Annotated in this window: 22 protein-coding genes; 21 read left to right on the plus strand and 1 reads right to left on the minus strand. The window is 44.8% G+C overall.

Going from position 1 to position 19,855, the window contains the following annotated elements; genetic code table 11:
• The first annotated feature begins 10 nt into the window (after positions 1 to 10).
• From RJ60_RS02985 to aspC, 5 genes are read left to right on the plus strand one after another with little or no spacing between them, the layout of a single operon-like run.
• The gene (locus RJ60_RS02985; protein WP_103134089.1) at positions 11 to 631 is read left to right on the plus strand and encodes a histidine phosphatase family protein; all 621 of its coding nucleotides are present in this window, start codon (positions 11 to 13) and stop codon (positions 629 to 631) included.
• Entirely contained in the window at positions 628 to 1,323 is a 696-nt protein-coding gene (locus tag RJ60_RS02990; RefSeq protein ID WP_103133977.1) for a 2-phosphosulfolactate phosphatase, read from the plus strand. The genes RJ60_RS02985 and RJ60_RS02990 overlap by 4 nt, the downstream gene beginning before the upstream one ends.
• 4 nt (positions 1,324 to 1,327) lie before the next feature.
• Entirely contained in the window at positions 1,328 to 1,540 is a 213-nt protein-coding gene (locus tag RJ60_RS02995; protein WP_099828883.1) for a hypothetical protein, read from the plus strand.
• A 20-nt stretch (positions 1,541 to 1,560) separates the two neighbouring features.
• The gene (locus RJ60_RS03000) at positions 1,561 to 2,202 is read left to right on the plus strand and encodes a hypothetical protein (RefSeq protein WP_103133978.1); all 642 of its coding nucleotides are present in this window, start codon (positions 1,561 to 1,563) and stop codon (positions 2,200 to 2,202) included.
• A 35-nt stretch (positions 2,203 to 2,237) separates the two neighbouring features.
• Positions 2,238 to 3,395, plus strand: coding sequence for an aspartate aminotransferase (gene aspC, locus RJ60_RS03005; RefSeq protein ID WP_103133979.1), 1,158 nt, complete (start codon positions 2,238 to 2,240; stop codon positions 3,393 to 3,395).
• Here aspC and RJ60_RS03010 read toward each other — a convergent pair whose 3' ends face one another.
• Entirely contained in the window at positions 3,396 to 4,526 is a 1,131-nt protein-coding gene (locus tag RJ60_RS03010) for an HD family hydrolase (RefSeq protein ID WP_103133980.1), read from the minus strand. It abuts the gene before it with no gap.
• A gap of 97 nt (positions 4,527 to 4,623) precedes the next feature.
• Here RJ60_RS03010 and RJ60_RS03015 point away from each other — a divergent pair, with 97 nt between their 5' ends.
• From RJ60_RS03015 to RJ60_RS03090, 16 genes are all read left to right on the plus strand, one after another.
• A complete protein-coding gene (locus RJ60_RS03015; RefSeq protein WP_103133981.1) occupies positions 4,624 to 5,238 on the plus strand; it encodes an ACT domain-containing protein in 615 nt (204 codons plus the stop codon).
• Positions 5,231 to 6,019 (plus strand): undecaprenyl-diphosphate phosphatase, encoded by a 789-nt coding sequence (locus RJ60_RS03020; RefSeq protein WP_099828888.1) that lies wholly within the window; start codon positions 5,231 to 5,233, stop codon positions 6,017 to 6,019. The genes RJ60_RS03015 and RJ60_RS03020 overlap by 8 nt, the downstream gene beginning before the upstream one ends.
• Before the next feature lies 1 nt (position 6,020).
• A complete protein-coding gene (locus tag RJ60_RS03025; protein WP_099828889.1) occupies positions 6,021 to 6,641 on the plus strand; it encodes an MBL fold metallo-hydrolase in 621 nt (206 codons plus the stop codon).
• A gap of 4 nt (positions 6,642 to 6,645) precedes the next feature.
• Positions 6,646 to 8,052 (plus strand): glycogen synthase, encoded by a 1,407-nt coding sequence (locus RJ60_RS03030; protein WP_103133982.1) that lies wholly within the window; start codon positions 6,646 to 6,648, stop codon positions 8,050 to 8,052.
• Entirely contained in the window at positions 8,045 to 9,052 is a 1,008-nt protein-coding gene (gene galT / locus RJ60_RS03035; RefSeq protein WP_103133983.1) for a galactose-1-phosphate uridylyltransferase, read from the plus strand. Before RJ60_RS03030 ends, galT begins: the two co-directional genes overlap by 8 nt.
• A 1-nt stretch (position 9,053) precedes the next feature.
• Positions 9,054 to 9,353, plus strand: coding sequence for an Asp-tRNA(Asn)/Glu-tRNA(Gln) amidotransferase subunit GatC (gene gatC, locus RJ60_RS03040; protein WP_103133984.1), 300 nt, complete (start codon positions 9,054 to 9,056; stop codon positions 9,351 to 9,353).
• Positions 9,350 to 9,688, plus strand: a complete 339-nt coding sequence (locus tag RJ60_RS03045; protein ID WP_099828893.1) for a YraN family protein — start codon at positions 9,350 to 9,352, stop codon at positions 9,686 to 9,688. Before gatC ends, RJ60_RS03045 begins: the two co-directional genes overlap by 4 nt.
• Position 9,689: 1 nt before the next feature.
• Entirely contained in the window at positions 9,690 to 11,339 is a 1,650-nt protein-coding gene (locus RJ60_RS03050) for a phospho-sugar mutase (protein WP_099828894.1), read from the plus strand.
• On the plus strand, positions 11,336 to 11,944 hold the full coding sequence (locus RJ60_RS03055) for a hypothetical protein (RefSeq protein WP_099828895.1): 609 nt from the start codon (positions 11,336 to 11,338) through the stop codon (positions 11,942 to 11,944). The genes RJ60_RS03050 and RJ60_RS03055 overlap by 4 nt, the downstream gene beginning before the upstream one ends.
• Before the next feature lie 2 nt (positions 11,945 to 11,946).
• A complete protein-coding gene (gene truA, locus RJ60_RS03060; RefSeq protein ID WP_180977910.1) occupies positions 11,947 to 12,699 on the plus strand; it encodes a tRNA pseudouridine(38-40) synthase TruA in 753 nt (250 codons plus the stop codon).
• Positions 12,683 to 13,495: a TlyA family RNA methyltransferase gene (locus tag RJ60_RS03065; protein WP_099828897.1), complete on the plus strand. Its 813-nt coding sequence runs from the start codon at positions 12,683 to 12,685 to the stop codon at positions 13,493 to 13,495. Before truA ends, RJ60_RS03065 begins: the two co-directional genes overlap by 17 nt.
• A 42-nt stretch (positions 13,496 to 13,537) precedes the next feature.
• Positions 13,538 to 14,989, plus strand: a complete 1,452-nt coding sequence (locus tag RJ60_RS03070; protein ID WP_099828898.1) for a hypothetical protein — start codon at positions 13,538 to 13,540, stop codon at positions 14,987 to 14,989.
• 9 nt (positions 14,990 to 14,998) lie between these two features.
• Positions 14,999 to 17,458, plus strand: a complete 2,460-nt coding sequence (secA, locus tag RJ60_RS03075; protein ID WP_099828899.1) for a preprotein translocase subunit SecA — start codon at positions 14,999 to 15,001, stop codon at positions 17,456 to 17,458.
• Positions 17,459 to 17,472: 14 nt separating this feature from the next.
• Positions 17,473 to 18,585 carry a peptide chain release factor 2 gene (gene prfB, locus RJ60_RS03080; protein ID WP_099828900.1) on the plus strand — a complete coding sequence of 371 codons (1,113 nt, stop codon included), beginning with the start codon at positions 17,473 to 17,475 and terminating at the stop codon, positions 18,583 to 18,585.
• 66 nt (positions 18,586 to 18,651) lie between these two features.
• The gene (gene rsmH, locus RJ60_RS03085; RefSeq protein ID WP_099828901.1) at positions 18,652 to 19,551 is read left to right on the plus strand and encodes a 16S rRNA (cytosine(1402)-N(4))-methyltransferase RsmH; all 900 of its coding nucleotides are present in this window, start codon (positions 18,652 to 18,654) and stop codon (positions 19,549 to 19,551) included.
• Positions 19,552 to 19,566: 15 nt separating this feature from the next.
• Positions 19,567 to 19,854, plus strand: coding sequence for a hypothetical protein (locus tag RJ60_RS03090; protein ID WP_099828902.1), 288 nt, complete (start codon positions 19,567 to 19,569; stop codon positions 19,852 to 19,854).
• Position 19,855: the final 1 nt, after the last annotated feature.

A 19,855-nucleotide genomic window follows, 5' to 3' on the forward strand; every position in this document is an offset into this window, starting at 1 on the left:
GGAGGAGATAATGGAGATCTATTTCGTCAGGCACGGAGAAACTGAGTGGAACAACAGCAATCGCTGGCAGGGAAGATCGGATATTCCACTTTCAGAAAGGGGCAGGAACCAGGCTATACAGACTGGAGAGTTTCTCAGGAAGATCGGTCTAAGACCGGCGGCTCTCTATGCCAGTGACTTGAAGAGAGCAAGAGAGACGGCAGAGATTATTGGTCAAACTCTCAGGATCAAGCCAATCGTCAATCCAGTCCTCCGCGAAGCCGATGTTGGTTTGTGGAATGGCCTCGAAATTAGCGAGGCTTTCAGAAATCACGGCAATCTAATTGAACATTGGCAAAAGGATCCGTGGGCTGACATTGCAAAAACAGAGTCCCTTGGCGAAGTGCAGAGAAGAGCGGTTAGCTTTCTTAAGTTCGTATCAACCGCTTTCGCGGGAAAACAGGTAGTTGCCGTCTCTCATGCTTTGCTAATAAGGACTGTCATCTGCTACTCAATGGGCCTGCCTCTGGAGAACCATTATAGACTCTCAATGCATAACTGTTCAGTGTCTTCGATCATTGTTGAGGGTGGGGAAACAAAGGTTCATGAACTGAATCTCTGGCGTCATCTGGAAGAAGAGCAGGTATTATGAATCTGAGAGTGAACTTCGTTCCCCGTGTCCTTGACGAACAAACCGATATCGCAGTTGTAATTGATGTCTTGCGGGCGACCAGTACTATCACGACGGCGCTTCATCTTGGCGCAAAAAAAGTGATTCCTGTGGAATCGGTCGAGGAGGCTTTGGAGTGCAGAAAGCGAGATCGTGAGGTGCTTCTTGGAGGAGAGAGAGGATCGATGAAGATAGAGGGATTCGATCTGGCAAACTCCCCAGTTGCTCTCTGCAAGAAGATGATCTTTGGAAAAGAGTTGGTTATGACGACAACGAATGGGACAAACGCTGCACTTTTGTCGAAACGTGCGGGAAGGCTTGTTGCTGCCTCCTTTTTGAATCTTGAAAGAATAAACGGGTTTCTTGAGAGTGAAGGCGGCAGGATTGAGCTCCAGTGCGCCGGCTCTAGTGGAAGAGTTTCACTTGAGGATGTCTTGCTTGCGGGTGCAATTGTATCCGGATTGGGAATGGGTTGTACCGATGATGGTTGCACGTTAGCTTCGCTCCTGTATGAATCGGCCAAGAGTGATTTGGAGAGCTTTTTCATTGAGAATGGCTTTCACGCGAGAAGACTTCTCTCTCTAGGGTTTGGTGATGATATAAGCTTTTGTGCTAGAATCAACATGTACAATCTTCTCCCGTTGTGGCGGGACGGTGGGTTCGTACGGGGGTAGTTTAATGGAGTTTGTTTCAAATTTCTTTTTTGTTATCGCGATGGGAGCGCTCTTTCTGTCACTGATTTTCTTCGAAATTGGAACTAAGAAGGTGCGTAGGCCGAAGAGCGAAGTGAAGCCTGAAGATTACAAACCTTACGATAGGAAAGGCTGGTACTCTCTGTTGGCAGCAGGAGGGTTTCTAGGTCTATCTTTGTTGTTTGCATTGATTTTCTGAAGGTCGAGGGGGTTGATTGAATGCCTAGCAAGCTAGCAGTTGACAGCATCATCTCGAAACTGCCGGGGGTGCACAGCGCCAGAATAGTTTATGACGAAAACGGCGAAATGGTCGAGATTCACGTTTTGGCGGACATTTCCAAACCGGCAAAGCAGTTGGTAAGAGATATTGAAACGGCAATATACGCTTCAACGGGTGTCAAGATCGATAGGAAGATCGTCTCTATTGCACAGATATCCCTGGATTCAGACGATGAAGAGGAAGCTTCGGTTGTAAGACCTTACCAGAAGGAAGAAGTCCAAGGTTACAACTTCCAACTTAAAAGCCTCGAGACGCGTGCAACGATGCGAAAACTAGACATAACGGTAATGCTAGATTATGAGGGAAGAGAACTTGAGGGTTCGTCAATTGTAGACATTGGTGACGATGAGAAGTACATGGCAATCGTGGAATCAGCGGTTGCAGCAATAAGGGATGTCATTCCAAGTTTCAGAATAGAGTTCATCGAAAAGCTGGAGTATGGGATGACTGAGATTGTAATGGCGGTAGGTTCTGCACTGGTAAATGGAAAGAGAAAGAGAGAAGCCGGCGCTAGACTGTGCAAGAAGGACAGTCTTAGCGATTTCGCACTAGTGGTTCTCGAGATAATCAATAAGATCTAAATGAGGATACTGACTATAACTTCGGAGGTGCTCCAATGGATTTGTCGCACTTTGTCTCTTCTGTAACGCCTTCGGCGACCTTGGAATTCAATAAGAAGGCGTTGGAACTCGCTCGATCAGGAGAGGATGTTGTAAAGTTCACTGCTGGTGAACCGGATTTTCCTACTCCCCGCCCAATTGTCGATGCAGCAATAAAAGCTCTCAATGAGGGAAAAACGAAGTATACGAACGCCGCTGGAATAGATGAGTTGAGAAAGGCGATAGCTCTGAAACTTCAGAAGGAAAACAACATGACTTACTCACCCGAAGAGATTGTTGTTGCGAACGGTGGAAAACAAGCTATCTACAACGTTCTGAAGGCTTTGGTCAACGTTGGCGATGAGGTGATAATCATTTCGCCTGCATGGGTAAGTTATGAGGCGCAGATTCTTCTCTGTGGTGGTGTACCGGTCATTGTGCAGGCTGATGTTGAGAGAGACTTCATTCCTGAGATCAACGAAATTGAGAGTTCCATTACCGACAAAACGAAAGCGATTATGATAAATTCTCCGAACAACCCGACCGGGGCGATCTATCCAGAGAGTTTCCTAGGGGAACTGGCAGACCTTTGCATAAAGGAAGATCTCTTTGTCATCTCTGATGAAGTGTATGAAAAGCTTGTATTCGATGGTTCTCACTTATCAATAGCCTCGATGGATGGAATGAAGGAACGTTCAGCGGTCATAAACGCTTTCTCCAAGACATACGCAATGACGGGCTGGAGAGTAGGCTATTCCGCCACATCCACTAAGCTGGCAAAAGAGATATCTAAAATCCAGAGCCACCTTGCATCAAATGTTAATACTATGGCTCAGTATGCAGCCTTGAAGGCGTTTGAGGTCGATACCTCTTCCATGGTTGAGGAGTTTCGGAAGAGAAGAGATTTGGTTGTATCAAGGCTTTCTGAGATTGGACTCAAATTCAGCAAGCCTGCGGGAGCTTTTTATGTATTCATAGATATCAGACCATACCTTGGCCGAAGGTATGTGAATTCCAACGAATTTGCTCTTGGGCTTCTCGAGGAGCAGAAAGTGGGGATGGTTCCGGGAAGTGCGTTCAGTTGCGAAGGCTTCATAAGAATGTCTTACTCCAGTTCGGTTGAAGAACTGAAGAAGGGAATTGACAGATTTGGGAGATTTCTCAAGGCGATTTAACTAGCGGCCAGTCCAGTCCAGGCTCCATTTAAACGATTGAGTTAGAAGCTGGACACTTTCTAGATCGGATTTTGAAAGGTCGTCCAGCATTCTGTTCATAGCATCTCTAAAGGCGTATTGTGTGTTTCCTGAACGGATCTCCATGAGACATTCTACAGTAGCTGCGAACTGATCGGCTGCCCACACAATTCTGCCTTCCAATGATTCAAATGGATCCAGCATTCTGAGTTTAAGCTCTTTGATAAGTTCATCGGGCATTCCGTCCAGCAGGTTCTCGGTAACCATCTGCTCTTCAACTTGAGCGATTACCTCATCGAATCCAGGGACTTTCTTCTTTGTTGGTGTGATTATGTCACCGGTCATGCTTTCTGGAATGTCGTGCAGAAGGGCGCGTTTTACAGATTCAACGGGGTTTATTGCAGTGCCTTTCTCCTCCTCAATACAGGAAAGAATGTATGCAGTTATTGTAACATAGGATGAATGGGCTGCTACAGTGGTTGGAACGTTTCTATTCAGCCGATTCCAGCGGACAGCTCTTAACAGAACGATCAAAGCGTTGGTGTAGCGTTCAAGCCATGGGGTGTCCATGATAAGGCGGTAAGGTTCGAAGTCTCTGAAGATTTCGATTCGTTTCTCGAGACCTTTCAATGGTCGGCTGAAGAAGTCCGGGAAACTCCTTGCATGTAGGCCCGCCTCTAGTCTGGCAGACAAGAGATCTCCCGTCTGGATTATTTTGCCCTCGACAGAATCATCTTTTGAATTGACCATAGACAGATAGAATGGGTTGTGCCGTTCTTCGGGCAAGTATTGAACGATTTCCTCTACGGTTCTCGAAAAAACATCGTTCCATTTATCTGGTGAAAGAGATTTTATCAGAACCTTGGTGTCAACAGAGATGTCGGAAAGAAGGCATTTTGGCAGTTCCTTCAAAACCAGTCTCTGAAAGAGTTCCTTCTGGTTGATATCGAGGCCACTCAGCCTGGCCATCTCTGACATCAGTAAACTGTATTGGGCTGAGATGAAGGCATTCTCTGCTTCGTTAGTCCTTAGAAGAGTGGGTGTGTTGTTCCACCTATACATTGTGAAGAGATTTGTTGCGAGTTCTAGTAGCTTTACGTATCCTTGAAACATGGAGACACCTCCCCAGCAGGGTCAAAGATCACACTGATACAATTATAATTGTTGTGTTGAGTAAAATAAAGTCTTTAGCAGGGAAAGAGGCGGTTTTATGAACATTTGCAAATGGACAAACAGGACTTATCCACTGTTTAGTGATGACTGTACTATAGGTGAGATTTTGAGCGACAGAAAGTCGGCTGGGCTCACGTATATAATCTCGGTGGATAGTGACGGGCGACTGGCAGGCGTTGCAAAAGTGGATGATATCAAAGATGTTGATCCTGCAACGCCCGTTTCAGAGGTTATTGCAGAACCGGTCTTCTACTGTCGAGACTCTGATTTCATTGAAGATGCCGCACTAATGCTTATCGAGAGTCATGACTATGTTCTTCCTGTAGTTGACAATGATTTTTTGGTGGTGGGAGCTATCGGAGTCTTCGAGATTCTTGAAGGCCTGATGGAGTTCACTGCAATGGACAAGCCAGGAACAAGAGTCTCTGTCATTCTGGAGGACAAGCCAGGAGCGTTGCGAGATGTTGTAGATTACCTTGCCGAAAGAGAGGTAAATATCCTTTCGATAATCACGTCAGCGGCAGAATCAGAGGATGAAAGACGGGTCGTTATCAGAACAGATGAATCGGACATAGGAATGATCGCTGAAATACTTCAAGAAAAGGGCGTTTCTTTTGAGAGCATAAGTGAAGAGGAGGGTTTTGGTGTCTGATTTTGCAAGTTACCTCATTCTAGGTGCGGTTCAGGGAGCAACTGAATTTCTTCCAGTTTCGTCTTCTGGACATCTGACTATTTTTTCAAGTTTTCTTAATGTTCCGCTCGATGTTGAATCTAAGGCGGCGTTTTTTGCTGTATTGCATCTTGCAACATTCTTTGCCGTTTTGTTGTTCACATTTAAGGATGTATGGACCATATTCTCTGGTTTGGGTAAGCCAGAAAAGAGGGACTCTTCAATCAGGTATATATTGTTGCTTCTGATTGCGACCATTCCGGCAGTTATAGCTGGTTTTCTGCTGGAGGACGAGATAAAGCTACTGTTTTCAGATGTAGCCTTTGCATCTACCATGTTGTTTGTGACCGCGACTATGTTGTTCATATCGGATAGGCTTAAGGGTGATCGCAAGATATTGGATCTCTCTATTGCAGGGGCTCTTTCAATCGGTATCTTTCAGGCGGCGGCTATAGTTCCGGGGATATCCAGGAGTGGTTTCACCATCTTCGGAGCCTTACTTGTCGGTATGGTTAGAAGAGACGCCGTTAGATTCTCGTTCCTCTTGAGCCTCCCGGTTACTCTAGGAGCAGGTCTTCTGGAGCTTTCAAGAGTTAATCTTCCTGTCAGTACGGTTCTATTGTCTTCCATTCTTGCTTTCCTGACCGGAGTAATGGGACTGTGGCTTCTCAAGAAACTTGTTCTGAAGCGACGTCTGAGTTTGTTTGCCGTTTACTGTATAATTATAGGGACAGTAGGTTTGATTTTTCGAGGAGTGATGTAACTTGGACTTGAATCTCCTCTTTCCCGGCAGTTTGGTATATGTGCCGGGAATGCTGGATTCTCCAACGAGTAGCTGTGTTCTTCTTGTGGAAGATGAAAAAAAGATTCTCGTCGATCCGGGCGGTTTCCCTTCTCTAGAGATTCTTGAAGATAGACTGACTTCTCTGGGTCTTTCCCCAGATGGAATTACCGACATATTTCTGACTCACTTTCATCTAGACCACGCCTTCAACAGCATGTTTTTCCCGAACGCAAAAGTTCATCTGCATGAGAGTTACAGTAGCAGAGACTACGGTTCATTTGGTCCTATAGTTGGAGCCATGTACCAGAAGATAGTTCTCTCCTGGAATAGAGTCGAGCCGTTCAGGAATGGAGACATGCTTCTAGATTCAGTAGAAGTTCTGGAGTCTCCTTTTCACTCGAGAGATCATGTTTCTTTTTTTCTTGAAACAAGTAATTGTGGCAATGTCTTTATTTGTGGAGATATATGCACAAGGCAAATACAGTATCACGAAATGCGAAAAGGTATGCGGACAGACGAGGCCGCTGCTTTCGTAATGAAGTACTTCGACATGGCAGATACTGTGATCTTTTCTCATGACCTGCCGATATTCAAGAGGTGATTACATGAGAGTGCTGTTTGTTTCTTACGAAGTGTATCCATTAGCAAAAGTAGGAGGTCTTGCTGATGTAGCTGGATCCCTTCCGAAGTACTTGAAAGAGCTGGGAGTGGATGTTGATATATTAATGCCTCTTCATGGATCGATAGATAGAAGCGTTTTATCAAAGACGGGAAGGGTCCAGAAGACAAGATTCTTAAGAAGCCCTCGCTTCTTTGATATCTATAAGACTAAATTGCCTCAAAGTGAAGTGAGTGTCTTTCTGCTGAGAAATGAAGATCTTATGGACTCCAAGGAGGTCTATGGCTCAACCGATTTAGCTCTTCAAGCAATGAGCTTTTCCGATGCAGCCACGTCCTTTGCGATTGAGCAAGGTTATGATATCGTTCATCTCAACGACTGGCATACCGGTCTCATGGCAGTCTATCTTAAGCAAGCCGAAGCCGGAATTAAAACAGTCCTCTCAATTCATAACTTAGCTTATCAAGGTGTCTATGAAGACAGTTATTTTGAACTCTCGGGGATTAAGAAAGATTATCAAAAAGATATTTCGGTGCAAGAAGGCCTCAATTTCCTTAAGGCGGGCATTGAATTCTCCGATAAGCTTAGTACGGTCTCCCCTACCTACGCAAAAGAAATCCAGACTCCTGAGTACGGTGCGGGGCTGGAGGCAATCCTTTCCAGAAGGAACAATGATCTGGTTGGAATATTAAATGGAATCGATTATTCCGAATACGATCCCGAAAACGACAAGCGTTTGTGGGCTAACTTCGGTCTTGATAATCTTAAGAACAAGAAGAGAAACAAATGCAATCTGCAGAAATTGGTAGGTCTTCCCAGAAACAATACGGCAGTTATTGGATTGATCTCAAGACTTGTTGATCAGAAAGGGCTCGACCTAATAGAGGAGATTAAGGATGGTCTGATGAAGCTTCCCGTCCAACTAATAGTTCTGGGGACTGGTGAGAGGAAATACGAACTCATGTTTAAGGAGCTTGAAGAAGCTTATCCAGATAGGGTAGCTGCAAAGCTAACCTTCGATTTGGATCTTGCCCAGAAGATTTACGGGGGCGCAGATATGTTCTTGATGCCTTCCAGATATGAACCTTGCGGCTTGGGTCAGATGTTTGCCATGCGGTATGGGACGATCCCTGTAGTTAGATTCACCGGTGGATTGGCAGATACAGTGAAGGAATTTGACGGTTTGAATTCCGGAAATGGTTTTGGTTTTTCTGATTACAAAGCTAGTAGACTTCTTGAAGCAATTGATAGAGCTATCGAAGTATACAGTCGGCCGGACTGCTGGAGGAAAGTAGTGTACAATGCCATGAGTGAGGACTTTTCTTGGAACGCTTCGGCGAAGAACTACATATCTCTATACAGCGAGATGCTGGAGGTCAAAGGTAATGCCTGAATTAAGAAAGGATCCGATAATAAAGAGATGGGTAATAATAGCTACTGAAAGAGCTAGAAGGCCTCATGATTTCATAAATGCCAGAGAGAAAGCGGAATCGGCTTTCTGTCCGTTTGATTACGGAAATGAGCACACCACTCCACCTGAAGTCATGGCTTTCAGACCTGCGGATACTACGAAAGACAGCCCGGGATGGTGGGTTAGGGTAGTTCAGAACAAGTTTCCAGCTCTTGATTCAAGTACAGAACCGGATCGCTTTGGCCATGGAATGTACGATGTTATAAAGGGTTTTGGAACGCATGAAGTGATTATCGAGACACCTGATCATAATGCATCTATGGCTACTCTATCGTATGAGCAGGTTAGGGAAGTGATCTGGGCATACAAAGAACGTCATCAGGTGCTTGAAAAGGATAATAGGATCAAATACGTGTTGATATTCAAGAACCATGGAAGAGAAGCTGGGGCATCCCTGATGCACTCCCACAGTCAGTTGATAGCTACTCCAATTGTGCCTAAGAGAGTTGCTGAAGAGATCGCTGGTGCTGCAGACTACTACCGTTTCAGAGAAAGATGCGTTTACTGCGATATGGTTAACCAGGAAGGACTGGAAGGGACGAGAGTGGTTGAGGAGAATAATGATTTTGTTGCTTTCGAACCATTTGCTGCAAGGTTTCCTTTTGAGACCTGGATCGTTCCGAAGGTTCATAAAGACAATTTCGGAGAGATCTCTGCTTCTCAGATCGATACTTTTTCTGTGATACTTAAGAATATGTTGCTGAGGATTCACAAGGCTCTCGATAATCCGCCCTACAATTTCATGTTGCATACGGGAATCAAGGGTATGGAGCAATCCGCTCACTATCACTGGCATCTGGAGATAGTTCCAAGACTCACAAGGGTCGCTGGTTTTGAGTGGGGTTCAGGCTTCTACATAAACCCTATGCCTCCCGAGCATGCTGCGATGTATCTTCGAGAGGTCAGGATTGAGGAGGAGTAGAATGGAAACCAGAATAAGTGATGAACTGCTGAAGCATCTTGAAGGACTTGCAAAATTCGAACTGAGTGAACAGGAGCGCGTGAGTCTTAAGAAGGACATCGAAGAGATTCTGCAGTACATGACGCTTCTAGATCAAGTTGATCCCAGTGCCGATGAAATGATATCTCCAGTCGAGAAGAGTCTTGAACCAAGAGAAGACGCTCCGATGGAATTTGAAGGTGCAAAGCTAATTCGTGATCTTTTTCCTGAGCGGGAAGGAGACTATCTCAAAGTTCCAAGGATATACAAAGGGGAGAAATGAGCAACGCTTCTGGTAAAAGATATGAAGAACTTGCTTGCAGGTATCTTAAGAAGTCAGGATACAAGATAATTGCGAGAAATATCTCGTATAGATTTGGTGAGATAGATATTGTTGCATTTGAAGGAAGGACGATGGTCTTTGTTGAAGTCAAGGGAGGGAGTTCTTTCAGATTGCCGAGATACAGAGTTGACGAAAGAAAGCTAAGGCGACTCGAGTTGGCTGCCCAGAGATACATATCAACTGAAAAGCCAACCTTTAGTGAAACAAGGCTTGACGTTATTGAGGTTTTGAATGATGGGGAAGTAAATCATTTGAAAGCAGTTGGAAGGTGGTAGTGTGCTTAGAAATAGCCAGAGAATCTTTGAAGAGTACGAAAGATGGCTTAAGAATTCTACGGAAGAGATGAAGGAAGAGCTCAAGATGCTTTCGCCGGAAGAAGTTAGGGATAGGTTTGCTCTGGATCTCGAGTTCGGTACCGGTGGAATGCGAGGGGTTCTTGGTGCCGGAACAAATCGTATGAACATTTTCACAATAAGAAGAGCTTCTCTTGGCTTCGGTCGCTGGATTTCTGATAAGTACATAGATCCGTCAGTAGTAATAGCCTTTGATACAAGGCACAAATCTTCTCGTTTCGCTGAAGTGTCGGCCGAGGTCCTCTCCTCAATAGGTATCAAGGTTCACATTTTTGCTGAGCCAATGCCTGTTCCAGTCCTAAGTTTTGCGGTTAGGGAGCTTAAGGCAAGTGGAGGAATTGTAATTACTGCCAGTCACAATCCACCTCAGTACAATGGCTTTAAGGTCTACACTTCAGATGGAACTCAAGCGGTTCCCCGTTACGCTGAAGAGATAATTCAAAGCGTTAATGGATCAGACTTTTTCGAAAACTACTCGCCGAAGAGAGAGATAATTTATAACATACCGAACTCTGTTCTTGATGGATTTTTGGAGATTGTGAAGGAAAACGTTCTCCACCTCTGTAACGATTTTGAATCAATTAGCGTTGTTTATTCCCCTCTTCATGGAACCGGCAACTACCCTGTCTACAAGACACTTTCCGATCTTGGCCACAGAGTGAAACGTGTCGAGGAGCAGGCTATACCTGATGGTAGCTTCCCAACCGTGAAGAGTCCAAACCCGGAAGATCCGAAAGCATTTTCTATGGCTCTTGATGTTGCAGGTGAAACCGATGCCGATCTTCTGATTGCGACGGATCCGGATTGCGATAGGTTGGGCATAATGGTAAGGCAAGATGGAAAGTACATCGCGATCAATGGAAATCAAACAGGCGTGATAATGACCCATTTCATTCTTGAGAGATTGAAAGGGTCCCTGCCTGACGATGCGTTTATTGTGAAGACGATAGTTTCAACGGATTTGGTTAAGAGTATCGCTGCTCGAAGCGGTGTAAAAGTAAGAGAGACCCTAACCGGGTTCAAGTACATTGGAGAGATCATTGAGAAATCAGAAATCGAAGGAAGAGGAAAGTATCTTTTCGGTTTCGAGGAGAGCTACGGCTCTCTCTACGGAAGGCATGCAAGAGACAAAGATGCTGTTAGCGCTGCTGCTCTTGCCTGTACAATCGCGGGCTTCTTGAAGCGGTCAGGACTTTCATTGATAGAGTATCTTGAAGAGATCTATAAGGAGTTCGGTTATTATCTCGAGGCACTCGTTAACAAGGATTACGAAGGCATAGAGGGAAAGGAAAGAATAGAAGCAATCATGAAAGGGCTTAGGGAAAGTAGGCCATCTGCAATTGGGGGTTTTAGGGTAAGAAAATTCAAAGACTATATGGAAGACTCGGGTGATCTCCCCACGGCCGATGTGATTTCTATGGAGATGGAGGATGGTTCTAAGATTATTGTAAGACCTTCGGGGACAGAACCAAAAATCAAATTCTATCTCATGGCAAAGGGAGTAACCAATGATGAAGCAAGAAGAAAAATCGATGAGCTAAAAGAACTGATCGAAGGGATTGTAGGCCTATGAATTACAGGTACGCTCACATTTTGTACCGTGGGGATGATTTTCTCTCTCCAAAGAGAGCAACATTTGATCACAGAACTAAGACAGGCTTTATGACCACGTGGTCCACTGAGCATTCAACCGATTTACTCAAACACAAATACTGGAGTTGTCTTAGCGCTTATGGCCTTGAAAGTGCTACTAGACGCAAGATCTCTTTCGAAAGAAAGCACAGTGATGCGAACCTTCTTTACTTCAAGTACGAGCTGGAAGTTCCTGAAGCGCTTGAAGGTTACTTCGATCCAACGATACTCGAAGTGCTTTCTAAGAATCTTTCCGTAAGAGAGACAACTGAGGAAGTCTATAAAATGCTTAAGGATTATGAAGAGGGAACTCTGAGATTTAATGATCAGGGCTTTTCCTCATGGCTTGCAGGAAAAGTTGGAGGCCTTCTGCTAAGTGATGGCGAGAAGAAGGAGCTTGAAAACTCCTTGATAAAGTACGTCGAGACCATAGTTGGAAGGGTTTTGTGGACTGTTTATAATGGGGATTTACAGAGAATGGGAAAGGACCTCTCTTCAATGGTTTATCTCTACACCGAGATGCTAGATCTTACGGGTTCAAAATGACTGTGAAGAGATTCGCTGCAGTAGTGTCGTATGACGGGACCGATTTCTTCGGTTTTCAGAATCAGCCGGATATGCGAACTGTACAGGGCATCTTCGAAGAAGCTCTGGAAAGAATTCACAAGTTCAGAGTCTCGAGTCAGGGAGCCGGTCGAACAGACACGGGAGTTCACGGCTATGGTCAGGTAATCGCTTTTGATTCGAACCTCGATAGATTGGATGCTCCAACAATGAAAGCTGCGCTCAACGCGAATCTTCCGGCGGACGTGTATGTTAGAAAAGTGTATGAAGTAGCGGAGAATTTCAGCCCAAGATTTGCTGCGAAGAAGAGGATCTATCACTATTACATTCTCAATTCAAGCGAACCGGACATCTTCAGAAGAAGGTTTGTCTGGTGGTTCCCGTATACTCTGGATATTGAATCGATGCGGAGAGCAGGGAGTCGACTTCTTGGAGAACACAACTTTACTGCTTTCAGGACTGGCCGGGATGACAGAAATCCAATAAGGACCGTTTCAGCCATTAGAATTGTCAGGACGAGCCCTCGTCTTATACTCATTAGGGTCGAGGGAGTCTCCTTTCTCAAGAGAATGGTAAGGAATATCGTCGGTACGCTTGTGAAAGTTGGCACCGGGAGCACTTCTGAAGAAGCCGTCTCTGAATTCCTTTCTTCACAGGATAGATCAACGCTTCCAGGAACTGCCCCTCCTCAGGGACTTGTATTCTACAAAGCGGTGTTTGATGAGTTTGAAACGTAGACTTGATGAACTATTGTTTGGGCTTGGGCTGTCTGAGAGTAGAACGAAAGCAGCAGAACTGATCAGGAGCGGAAAAGTTACTGTAGATGGTATGATTGTTCTTAAGCCGGGTTACAAGGTGGATTCTGACAGAGAAATAGTCGCCTCGAACTCCTTTATGCCGGTAGGGCGAGGGTATTACAAACTGAAGAAAGCTATCGATGAGTTCAGAATAAAACCTGAAGGTAGGAGAGTACTTGATGTTGGTGCATCAACCGGTGGCTTTGCACAACTTCTGCTGGAAAATGGTGCAGCCAGTGTGATTTGTGTAGATGTTGGGAAAGACCAGATCAGTAACAAACTTAAAGAGGACAGCAGAATCTTGTCAGTTGAGTCAACTGACATAAGAGATTTCTCTATTGAGCAGTTTGGGGGCGAAGTTGATCTATTGACCGCGGACTTATCATTCATCTCTACAGCAGGTTTGGCAGAGCTCTTTAGGATGTTTCTGAAAGACAACGGAGAAGCGGTGGTCCTAATAAAGCCACAATTTGAAGTTGGTCCGGGTGTTGTTAAGAAGGGATTGGTGCGCTCACGTATGGCTCATCGCGAAGTTATAGAAGTATTTGTAAAGGCTTTTGTTAGTAGTGGCATGTTTCCCGTAGGAATAACGTTTTCTCCAATCAAAGGCAAAAGAGGTAACATCGAGTATCTTCTCTATTCGGTTGCTGGGGAGACATTTGTTGAGTTAGACTATGACTATTTGATTGAGAAGGCTTTCGCGTTTTTCGATCGGGATAGCAACCAATTGGTTTGAAGGGAGGGAAAACCCCGGTTCACTTGAGTGATCCGGGAGAGCTTGAAATCCTTACTCGTTTTTATGCTGGTGCTTGTTTCTTTTTCCGCATTAGTGGCACAAGATATTTTCGATTTCGTTCCTGAAGATGTCGGCTATTTTCTCATTCTTCGTGGGTTGAGATCAACGATGGAAGTTCTCAGGGACAGCACCAATTTTTTCGGTGCCTATCTCGGGGATGACGGGTTCGGTGCTGAACGAGCCTTTTATGGGATAATCGATGCTGCTGGATACAATGCGGAGGTCGATACGAGTTTTCTTAAGAACGCTTTGAATAATGACATTCTTCTCGTTGGCGAAGGTATCGATCTCTCTCTTGATGATCTGCTGATGTTTGATCCGTTTTATCTCCTTGAGAAACTGAAGCTCACCAGGAACAGAGTTTTCATAGCTTGGAGAACCTCTAATTCCTTTCAGTTATTGAAAGCTACGGCAGCCCTTCTGGATATGGCAATATTCGTTCAACCTGGAGAGACAGTTAACGAGTTGAGGAGCAGTACAGGAACTCTCTTCTACAATGCCGCAGATGACTACCTAATAATCGGCGGTAATAAAGAGGCTGTTACTCTGGCTATGAAGACATATGCTGGAGAAGGTGGTAGGTTACTGGAGTCAAACGGTAAGGGCAGAGAGGTTGCGGAGAAGAGTTATGACTTCACTCTTGCCGGTTATATTGATGGAGACCGATTTCAGCTTGATCTGGGACTTGAGTCTACCTTTTCAATCGAAAGTACTGTGGTTTTTGCTCGTCCGGAAGGACATACACTTACAGCTACGATTGTTCAGGATACGATGTTTGTGGACAGTGAAGAGCTTGAGAAGATGATTTCCTTGTCTGATGCCAAGGAGGTAGAGGCATCAAAGGCAACTCTTGGTGACTACACGGTTTTCTTTCCTTCCTCATCTGTAGAGACCTTGAGGAAGGAGCTCGCTCACTGGTTTGAGCTTGATCTCGAACCTTACAGAGAACTTGCGGATTTTGTTGTCCTTCTCTCGAGAGAAAGCACAGGAAATACAAGGATATATGGTGATTTGGTCTCTGAGACTCCGAGAGTAACAGCGGTGTTTACTAACAGAAGCCCGGATACCGAAAGACTCGAAGGACCGCTCAAAGAGTGGGGTGCGGTTCAGTCCTCGTACAGGGGCAGCCGTATCTACGAACTTGAGAATGATTTTGATACCATATATTTCATTTTCTCAGCCGAGACAACCGTGCTCACTTCGCTTACACCCGACGAATACTACAGATTGCTTTCTAATGCAGAGGTTTTGAGTAGTAACACAAGTTACGAATTCGTCAGAAGATTGGGCATGGACAACGATATCTTGCATGCATTTATTGACATGAAGAAGGTTTTTAGATCTCTCATGGGGATTTCTGTAGATAGCGCTCTCCTCTACCAGCAAACCTTCTATGAAAACGGTAATATGATTCACGCGCTACGTTTCTATTGAGGTGATTTGATGGGGATTTTCTCGAAGATATTCGACAAAAACAAAATGCTTCTCAAGAAGTATTCAAAAACAGTTGAAAAGATAAATGAATTAGAGCGAGAGGTCAGTAAGTACGATCGACTAGATTTCGTGAAGAAAACTGAGGAATTCAAAGCCAGGATTGACGAGGGCCAGTCGCTTGAGTCTGTTCTGCCGGAGGCCTTTGCGCTGGCAAGAGAAGCTGCCAAGAGGACAGTGAAGATGAGACCCTTTGACGTGCAGCTTATGGGTGCTCTTTCTCTAAACGAAGGCAAGATCGCAGAAATGAAAACCGGTGAAGGAAAAACTCTTGTGGCAACGATGCCCCTGTATCTAAATGCTCTGTCAGGTAAGGGTTGTCATCTCGCAACTGTGAACGATTACCTTGCAAAAAGGGATGCGGGATGGATGGGGCCGGTTTATGAGTATCTTGGGTTGCAAGCTGGGTTCATCCAAGCAGCAATGGAGCCTATGGAGAGAAAAAAAGCCTATGATTGCGATATAACTTATGGAACTGCAAATGAGTTTGGTTTTGACTACTTGAGAGACAATCTTGTCTACTCTCTCGAGAACAAAGTTCAGAGAGGCCACAACTACGTGATTGTAGATGAGGCCGATTCAATCCTCATAGATGAGGCGAGAACGCCACTGATCATCTCTGGTCCCGCTCAGGACTCGTCAAGTCTGTATAGACAGTTCGCCTTCTTTGCAAAGCGATTTCAGGCCGAAAAAGATTTTGTTGTCGATGAAAAGGACAGAACGGTGACCCTTACAGATGAAGGAATAGAAAAGGCTGAGAAGCTTCTTCAGATAGAAAATCTTTACGACCCCAGTAATTATGACTACATCTTCCATCTTTTGAATGCATTGAAGGCTATGATTTTCTACAGACGAGAAGTTGATTATCTTGTTACTAATGAAGGTGAAGTTGTCATTGTTGACGAGTTCACCGGCAGGTTGCTCCCTGGAAGAAGGTACTCTGAGGGTCTTCATCAGGCCATAGAAGCCAAAGAAAACGTGCAGATAAGACAGGAATCAGTCACTTTCGCAACTATTACCTTTCAGAATTACTTCAAGCTCTATGAAAAGGTATCGGGAATGACCGGTACGGCCGCGACTGAAGAATCCGAGTTCATTTCTATGTATAATACTCCGGTCGCCGTTATTCCGACGAACAAGAGAGTAATTAGGCTGGATAAAGAAGATGCAATCTATAAGACAAGGGAGGAGAAAAACGAAGCGATCACTGCTGAGATCGCTCAACGATATGAGAAGGGACAGCCAGTGCTCGTTGGTACTACTTCAATAGAAAAGAGTGAGCTCCTGAGCAAAATGCTGCAGAAAAAGGGGGTTCCTCATGAAGTCTTAAATGCAAAATACCATGAGAGAGAAGCAGAAATCGTGGCTAATGCAGGTGAGCGAAAAACCGTTACTATAGCCACTAATATGGCCGGGAGAGGAACTGACATAAAACTTGGTGATGGGGTTGTGGAACTTGGAGGACTGTACGTTCTTGGAACGGAGCGGCACGAGAGCAGAAGAATTGACAATCAGCTAGTTGGCAGATCAGGTAGACAGGGCGACCCAGGAGAGTCAAGATTCTTCCTCTCTACTGAAGATGATCTTCTTCGACTGTTCGGTGGCGAACGAATGCAATCGATTATGAATACCCTCAAGATCGAAAAAGGTCAACCAATAGAGCATTCGCTTCTAAGCAGGATTATTTCGTCTGCTCAAAAAAAGATTGAGGGAATGCATTTCGAGATTAGGAGACGCCTTTACGAGCTCGATTCGGTTATTGATCAGCAGAGGAGCGCCATATATGCTCACCGCAACTGGGTATTGAAGGGCGAAGAGATCGATTCGAATGTCTTTGAGATTATTGAAGATGTAGTTGATAGAAGACTGTCGGGACTTGCGCAGCTTCCTTCTTTTGAAGATATTAAAGTCTCCTTCAGTTTCCTGCCTGCAGGGGACATTGAGCGGCTCAAGGACATTAAGAACGTCGAGGAGCTTAGAAACGTAACCTTGTCGCTTCTGCAGAAGATTTATGCCGAAAAGAAGGCTTCATTTGGAGATGAGTTCCCTCAGGTGATGAAGTACATTATGCTAAGGATGATCGATGAGAGATGGAGAAGACACCTAGAATCTATTGAGCACCTCAAAGACTCGGTGGGTTTAAGAGCTTACGGTCAGAAAGATCCTGTGATAGAATTCAAGAAAGAGTCTTTCATTCTTTTTCAGCAGTTGACCGATTCTCTTTATGATGACATTGCCAGTGCCATAGTCAGAATAGTTAGAGTCGATAGTGATAAGGCCAAGCAAAACGCCGACAAGGAATTCAGAAGTCTTCAAGCTATGCACTCGGATTTCAGTGGAGTCGGAGGAGAAAAAAAGGCAGACACTGGCGGCAAGAAGAAGGGCACAAAAAGGTTCAAGGTGAAACGTTAGTCCGGAGGTGTAACTTGATTAGCTATGAAACAAACTTGAGAATTCAAGAGCTGAGGGAGAAATTCGATTCAATAAGAGAGACTCTTGATCTCGAGAAGATAGATGAGAAACTGAAGGATATCGAAAAAAGGATGAGTGATCCCTCAATATGGAACGACCAAAGAGAGGCTTCCAAGCTGGGAATAGATGCGCAGTCGCTCCGCGGAATCCTTGCTCTTCTAAGGGATGTGGAAGAGGAGTTTGAAAGCATTGACATTGCTGTTGAGCTATCGGGAGAAGACGAAAGCTTCGTCAAGAACGTTGAAGAGCTTGTAAGATCGGCGGAAAAGAAGGTCAGGGAGTTTGAGCTAACGATCCTCCTGAGCGGAAAGTACGATAATAACAACTGTTTTATGTCAATTCACCCAGGTGCCGGAGGAACCGAGTCCCAGGACTGGGCGTCAATGCTAATGAGGATGTACATGAGATGGGCCGAAGGAAATGGATACAGAATAACTATAGTCGATGAATTGCCTGGAGATGAGGCAGGAATCAAGAGTGTAACCCTGAATTTGGCTGGTCCACATGCCTATGGAAAGCTGAAGTTTGAGGCGGGTGTCCACAGGCTAGTAAGAATTTCTCCATTTGATGCAAATCACAGAAGACACACTTCTTTTGCTTCTGTTAGTGTCTTTCCCGAGATGGATGAAGTACCTGAAATCGAGATAAAACCTGAAGACCTCAAGGTCGATACATACAGATCCGGCGGTGCCGGTGGGCAGCATGTGAACAAAACAGACTCTGCCGTTAGAATTACTCATCTTCCAACAGGAATAGTTGTTGCATGTCAGACGGAAAGGTCTCAGCACCAAAACAAGGCAAATGCAATGAAGATGCTCTACGCAAAGCTATTTGAAATCGAGATAGAGAAAAAGCGTAACGAGAAACTCAAGCTAATGGGTGATCAAAAAGATATTTCGTGGGGAAATCAGATAAGATCATACGTATTCCAGCCTTACACAATGGTTAAAGACCACAGAACAGATGCGGAGACTGGCGACATTCAATCTGTAATGAATGGAGAGATAGACGAATTCATTGAGAAGGAACTGCTTTTCTTCTCATCAATAGAAAAATCTCTCGAATGAATATCGCTATGAGTTTGACTTTGGCTATAGAAAAATGTTATTATTCTTCCGAGCGGAGTGAATTCAGTGTCCAGGCAATATGATGAACACCACAGGAGCGTTATGGTTCACGAAGCGCTCCATTATTTGCTTGGTGGACGTATTGAGGGTACCTATCTTGATTGTACCGCTGGAGAGGGTGGTCACATAAAGGCAATACTGAAGGCCACCAACGGTCAGGCAAGAGTCATTGGACTGGATGTAGACCGTGAGGTTCTGGATTTAGCGGAGCAGAATCTCGAAGAATACCGGGGCAAGTTCAGACTATTTAATTCTTCTTACGTTGATTTCGAAACAGTATTAAGGCAGGCAGGCGTTGAAAGGGTAGACGGAGTTTTGTTGGATGTTGGCACTTCCACTTTTCAGCTGAAGGCTAAAGGAAGAGGGTTTTCGTACGAACTGGACGAACCGCTCGATATGCGTATGGATCTCTCAAATAAGATTACAGCAGCAGATGTTGTGAACAGCTACAGCGAAAGTGAACTGTCGAGGATCATCTTTGAGTATGGTGACGAGAAGAGATTTGCCAGAAGAATAGCGAAATGCATAGTTAACAGAAGACCTTTATCTACTACCAGAGAGTTGCACGATGCAGTGAAAGCAGCAATGCCACCGGCCGAAAGGTACAAGAGGAAAAGACATTTCGCAACAAAGACGTTTCAAGCGATAAGAATTGTAGTTAACAAGGAATTAGAGAACATCGAAGGTGTCCTGAGAAGCATTCCCGGTTTTCTTAAGCAAGGCGGTAGGATCGTTTTTATTTCATTTCATTCTTTGGAAGACGGCATAGCAAAAAGGGTATTCAGGGAGAAATCGGACTCAGAGTTGAAGATCCTTACGAAGAAACCCATACAGCCGTCACAAGAAGAAGTAGAACTCAATCTAAGAGCAAGAAGTGCAAGGTTGAGGGCAGCGGAGCGGATTTGAAGGGAGGAACATCTCGTGCAAGCCATAACAGCGAAGCGGAAATCGCTGGCGCGTGAGGGCGGCGAAGCCTTAACGAACAGTGAAGTATGGGGTTTATTTGGTTTTCTGCAAGTTCTTGTGATTTTTCTTTCACTGGCAGTTTCAATTGCTCTCCCGTTCTATTTTGGCAATGAAGTTGATAAAATTACAGAGGTGGCGACGAATAGAGAGCAGAGCATCACAGTCATGAAGTCTCGACTAGGAGATGTCTCTAGGGAAATTTCATATTTACAGACGGTTGTTGGGGTGAGAGCAGAAAAGTAGA

This window comes from Mesotoga sp. B105.6.4 (assembly GCF_002896535.1).
Lineage (GTDB): Bacteria > Thermotogota > Thermotogae > Petrotogales > Kosmotogaceae > Mesotoga.

Coding starts and splice junctions, on each gene's coding strand:
- RJ60_RS03010 (WP_103133980.1), bottom strand. CDS start 4,526: ATGTTTCAAGGATACGTAAAGCTACTAGAACTCGCAACAAATCTCTTC.
- RJ60_RS02985 (WP_103134089.1), top strand. CDS start 11: ATGGAGATCTATTTCGTCAGGCACGGAGAAACTGAGTGGAACAACAGC.
- RJ60_RS03065 (WP_099828897.1), top strand. CDS start 12,683: ATGAGTTTGAAACGTAGACTTGATGAACTATTGTTTGGGCTTGGGCTG.
- aspC (WP_103133979.1), top strand. CDS start 2,238: ATGGATTTGTCGCACTTTGTCTCTTCTGTAACGCCTTCGGCGACCTTG.
- RJ60_RS02995 (WP_099828883.1), top strand. CDS start 1,328: ATGGAGTTTGTTTCAAATTTCTTTTTTGTTATCGCGATGGGAGCGCTC.
- RJ60_RS03055 (WP_099828895.1), top strand. CDS start 11,336: ATGAATTACAGGTACGCTCACATTTTGTACCGTGGGGATGATTTTCTC.
- RJ60_RS03045 (WP_099828893.1), top strand. CDS start 9,350: ATGAGCAACGCTTCTGGTAAAAGATATGAAGAACTTGCTTGCAGGTAT.
- secA (WP_099828899.1), top strand. CDS start 14,999: ATGGGGATTTTCTCGAAGATATTCGACAAAAACAAAATGCTTCTCAAG.
- RJ60_RS03015 (WP_103133981.1), top strand. CDS start 4,624: ATGAACATTTGCAAATGGACAAACAGGACTTATCCACTGTTTAGTGAT.
- RJ60_RS02990 (WP_103133977.1), top strand. CDS start 628: ATGAATCTGAGAGTGAACTTCGTTCCCCGTGTCCTTGACGAACAAACC.
- gatC (WP_103133984.1), top strand. CDS start 9,054: ATGGAAACCAGAATAAGTGATGAACTGCTGAAGCATCTTGAAGGACTT.
- RJ60_RS03000 (WP_103133978.1), top strand. CDS start 1,561: ATGCCTAGCAAGCTAGCAGTTGACAGCATCATCTCGAAACTGCCGGGG.
- galT (WP_103133983.1), top strand. CDS start 8,045: ATGCCTGAATTAAGAAAGGATCCGATAATAAAGAGATGGGTAATAATA.
- RJ60_RS03030 (WP_103133982.1), top strand. CDS start 6,646: ATGAGAGTGCTGTTTGTTTCTTACGAAGTGTATCCATTAGCAAAAGTA.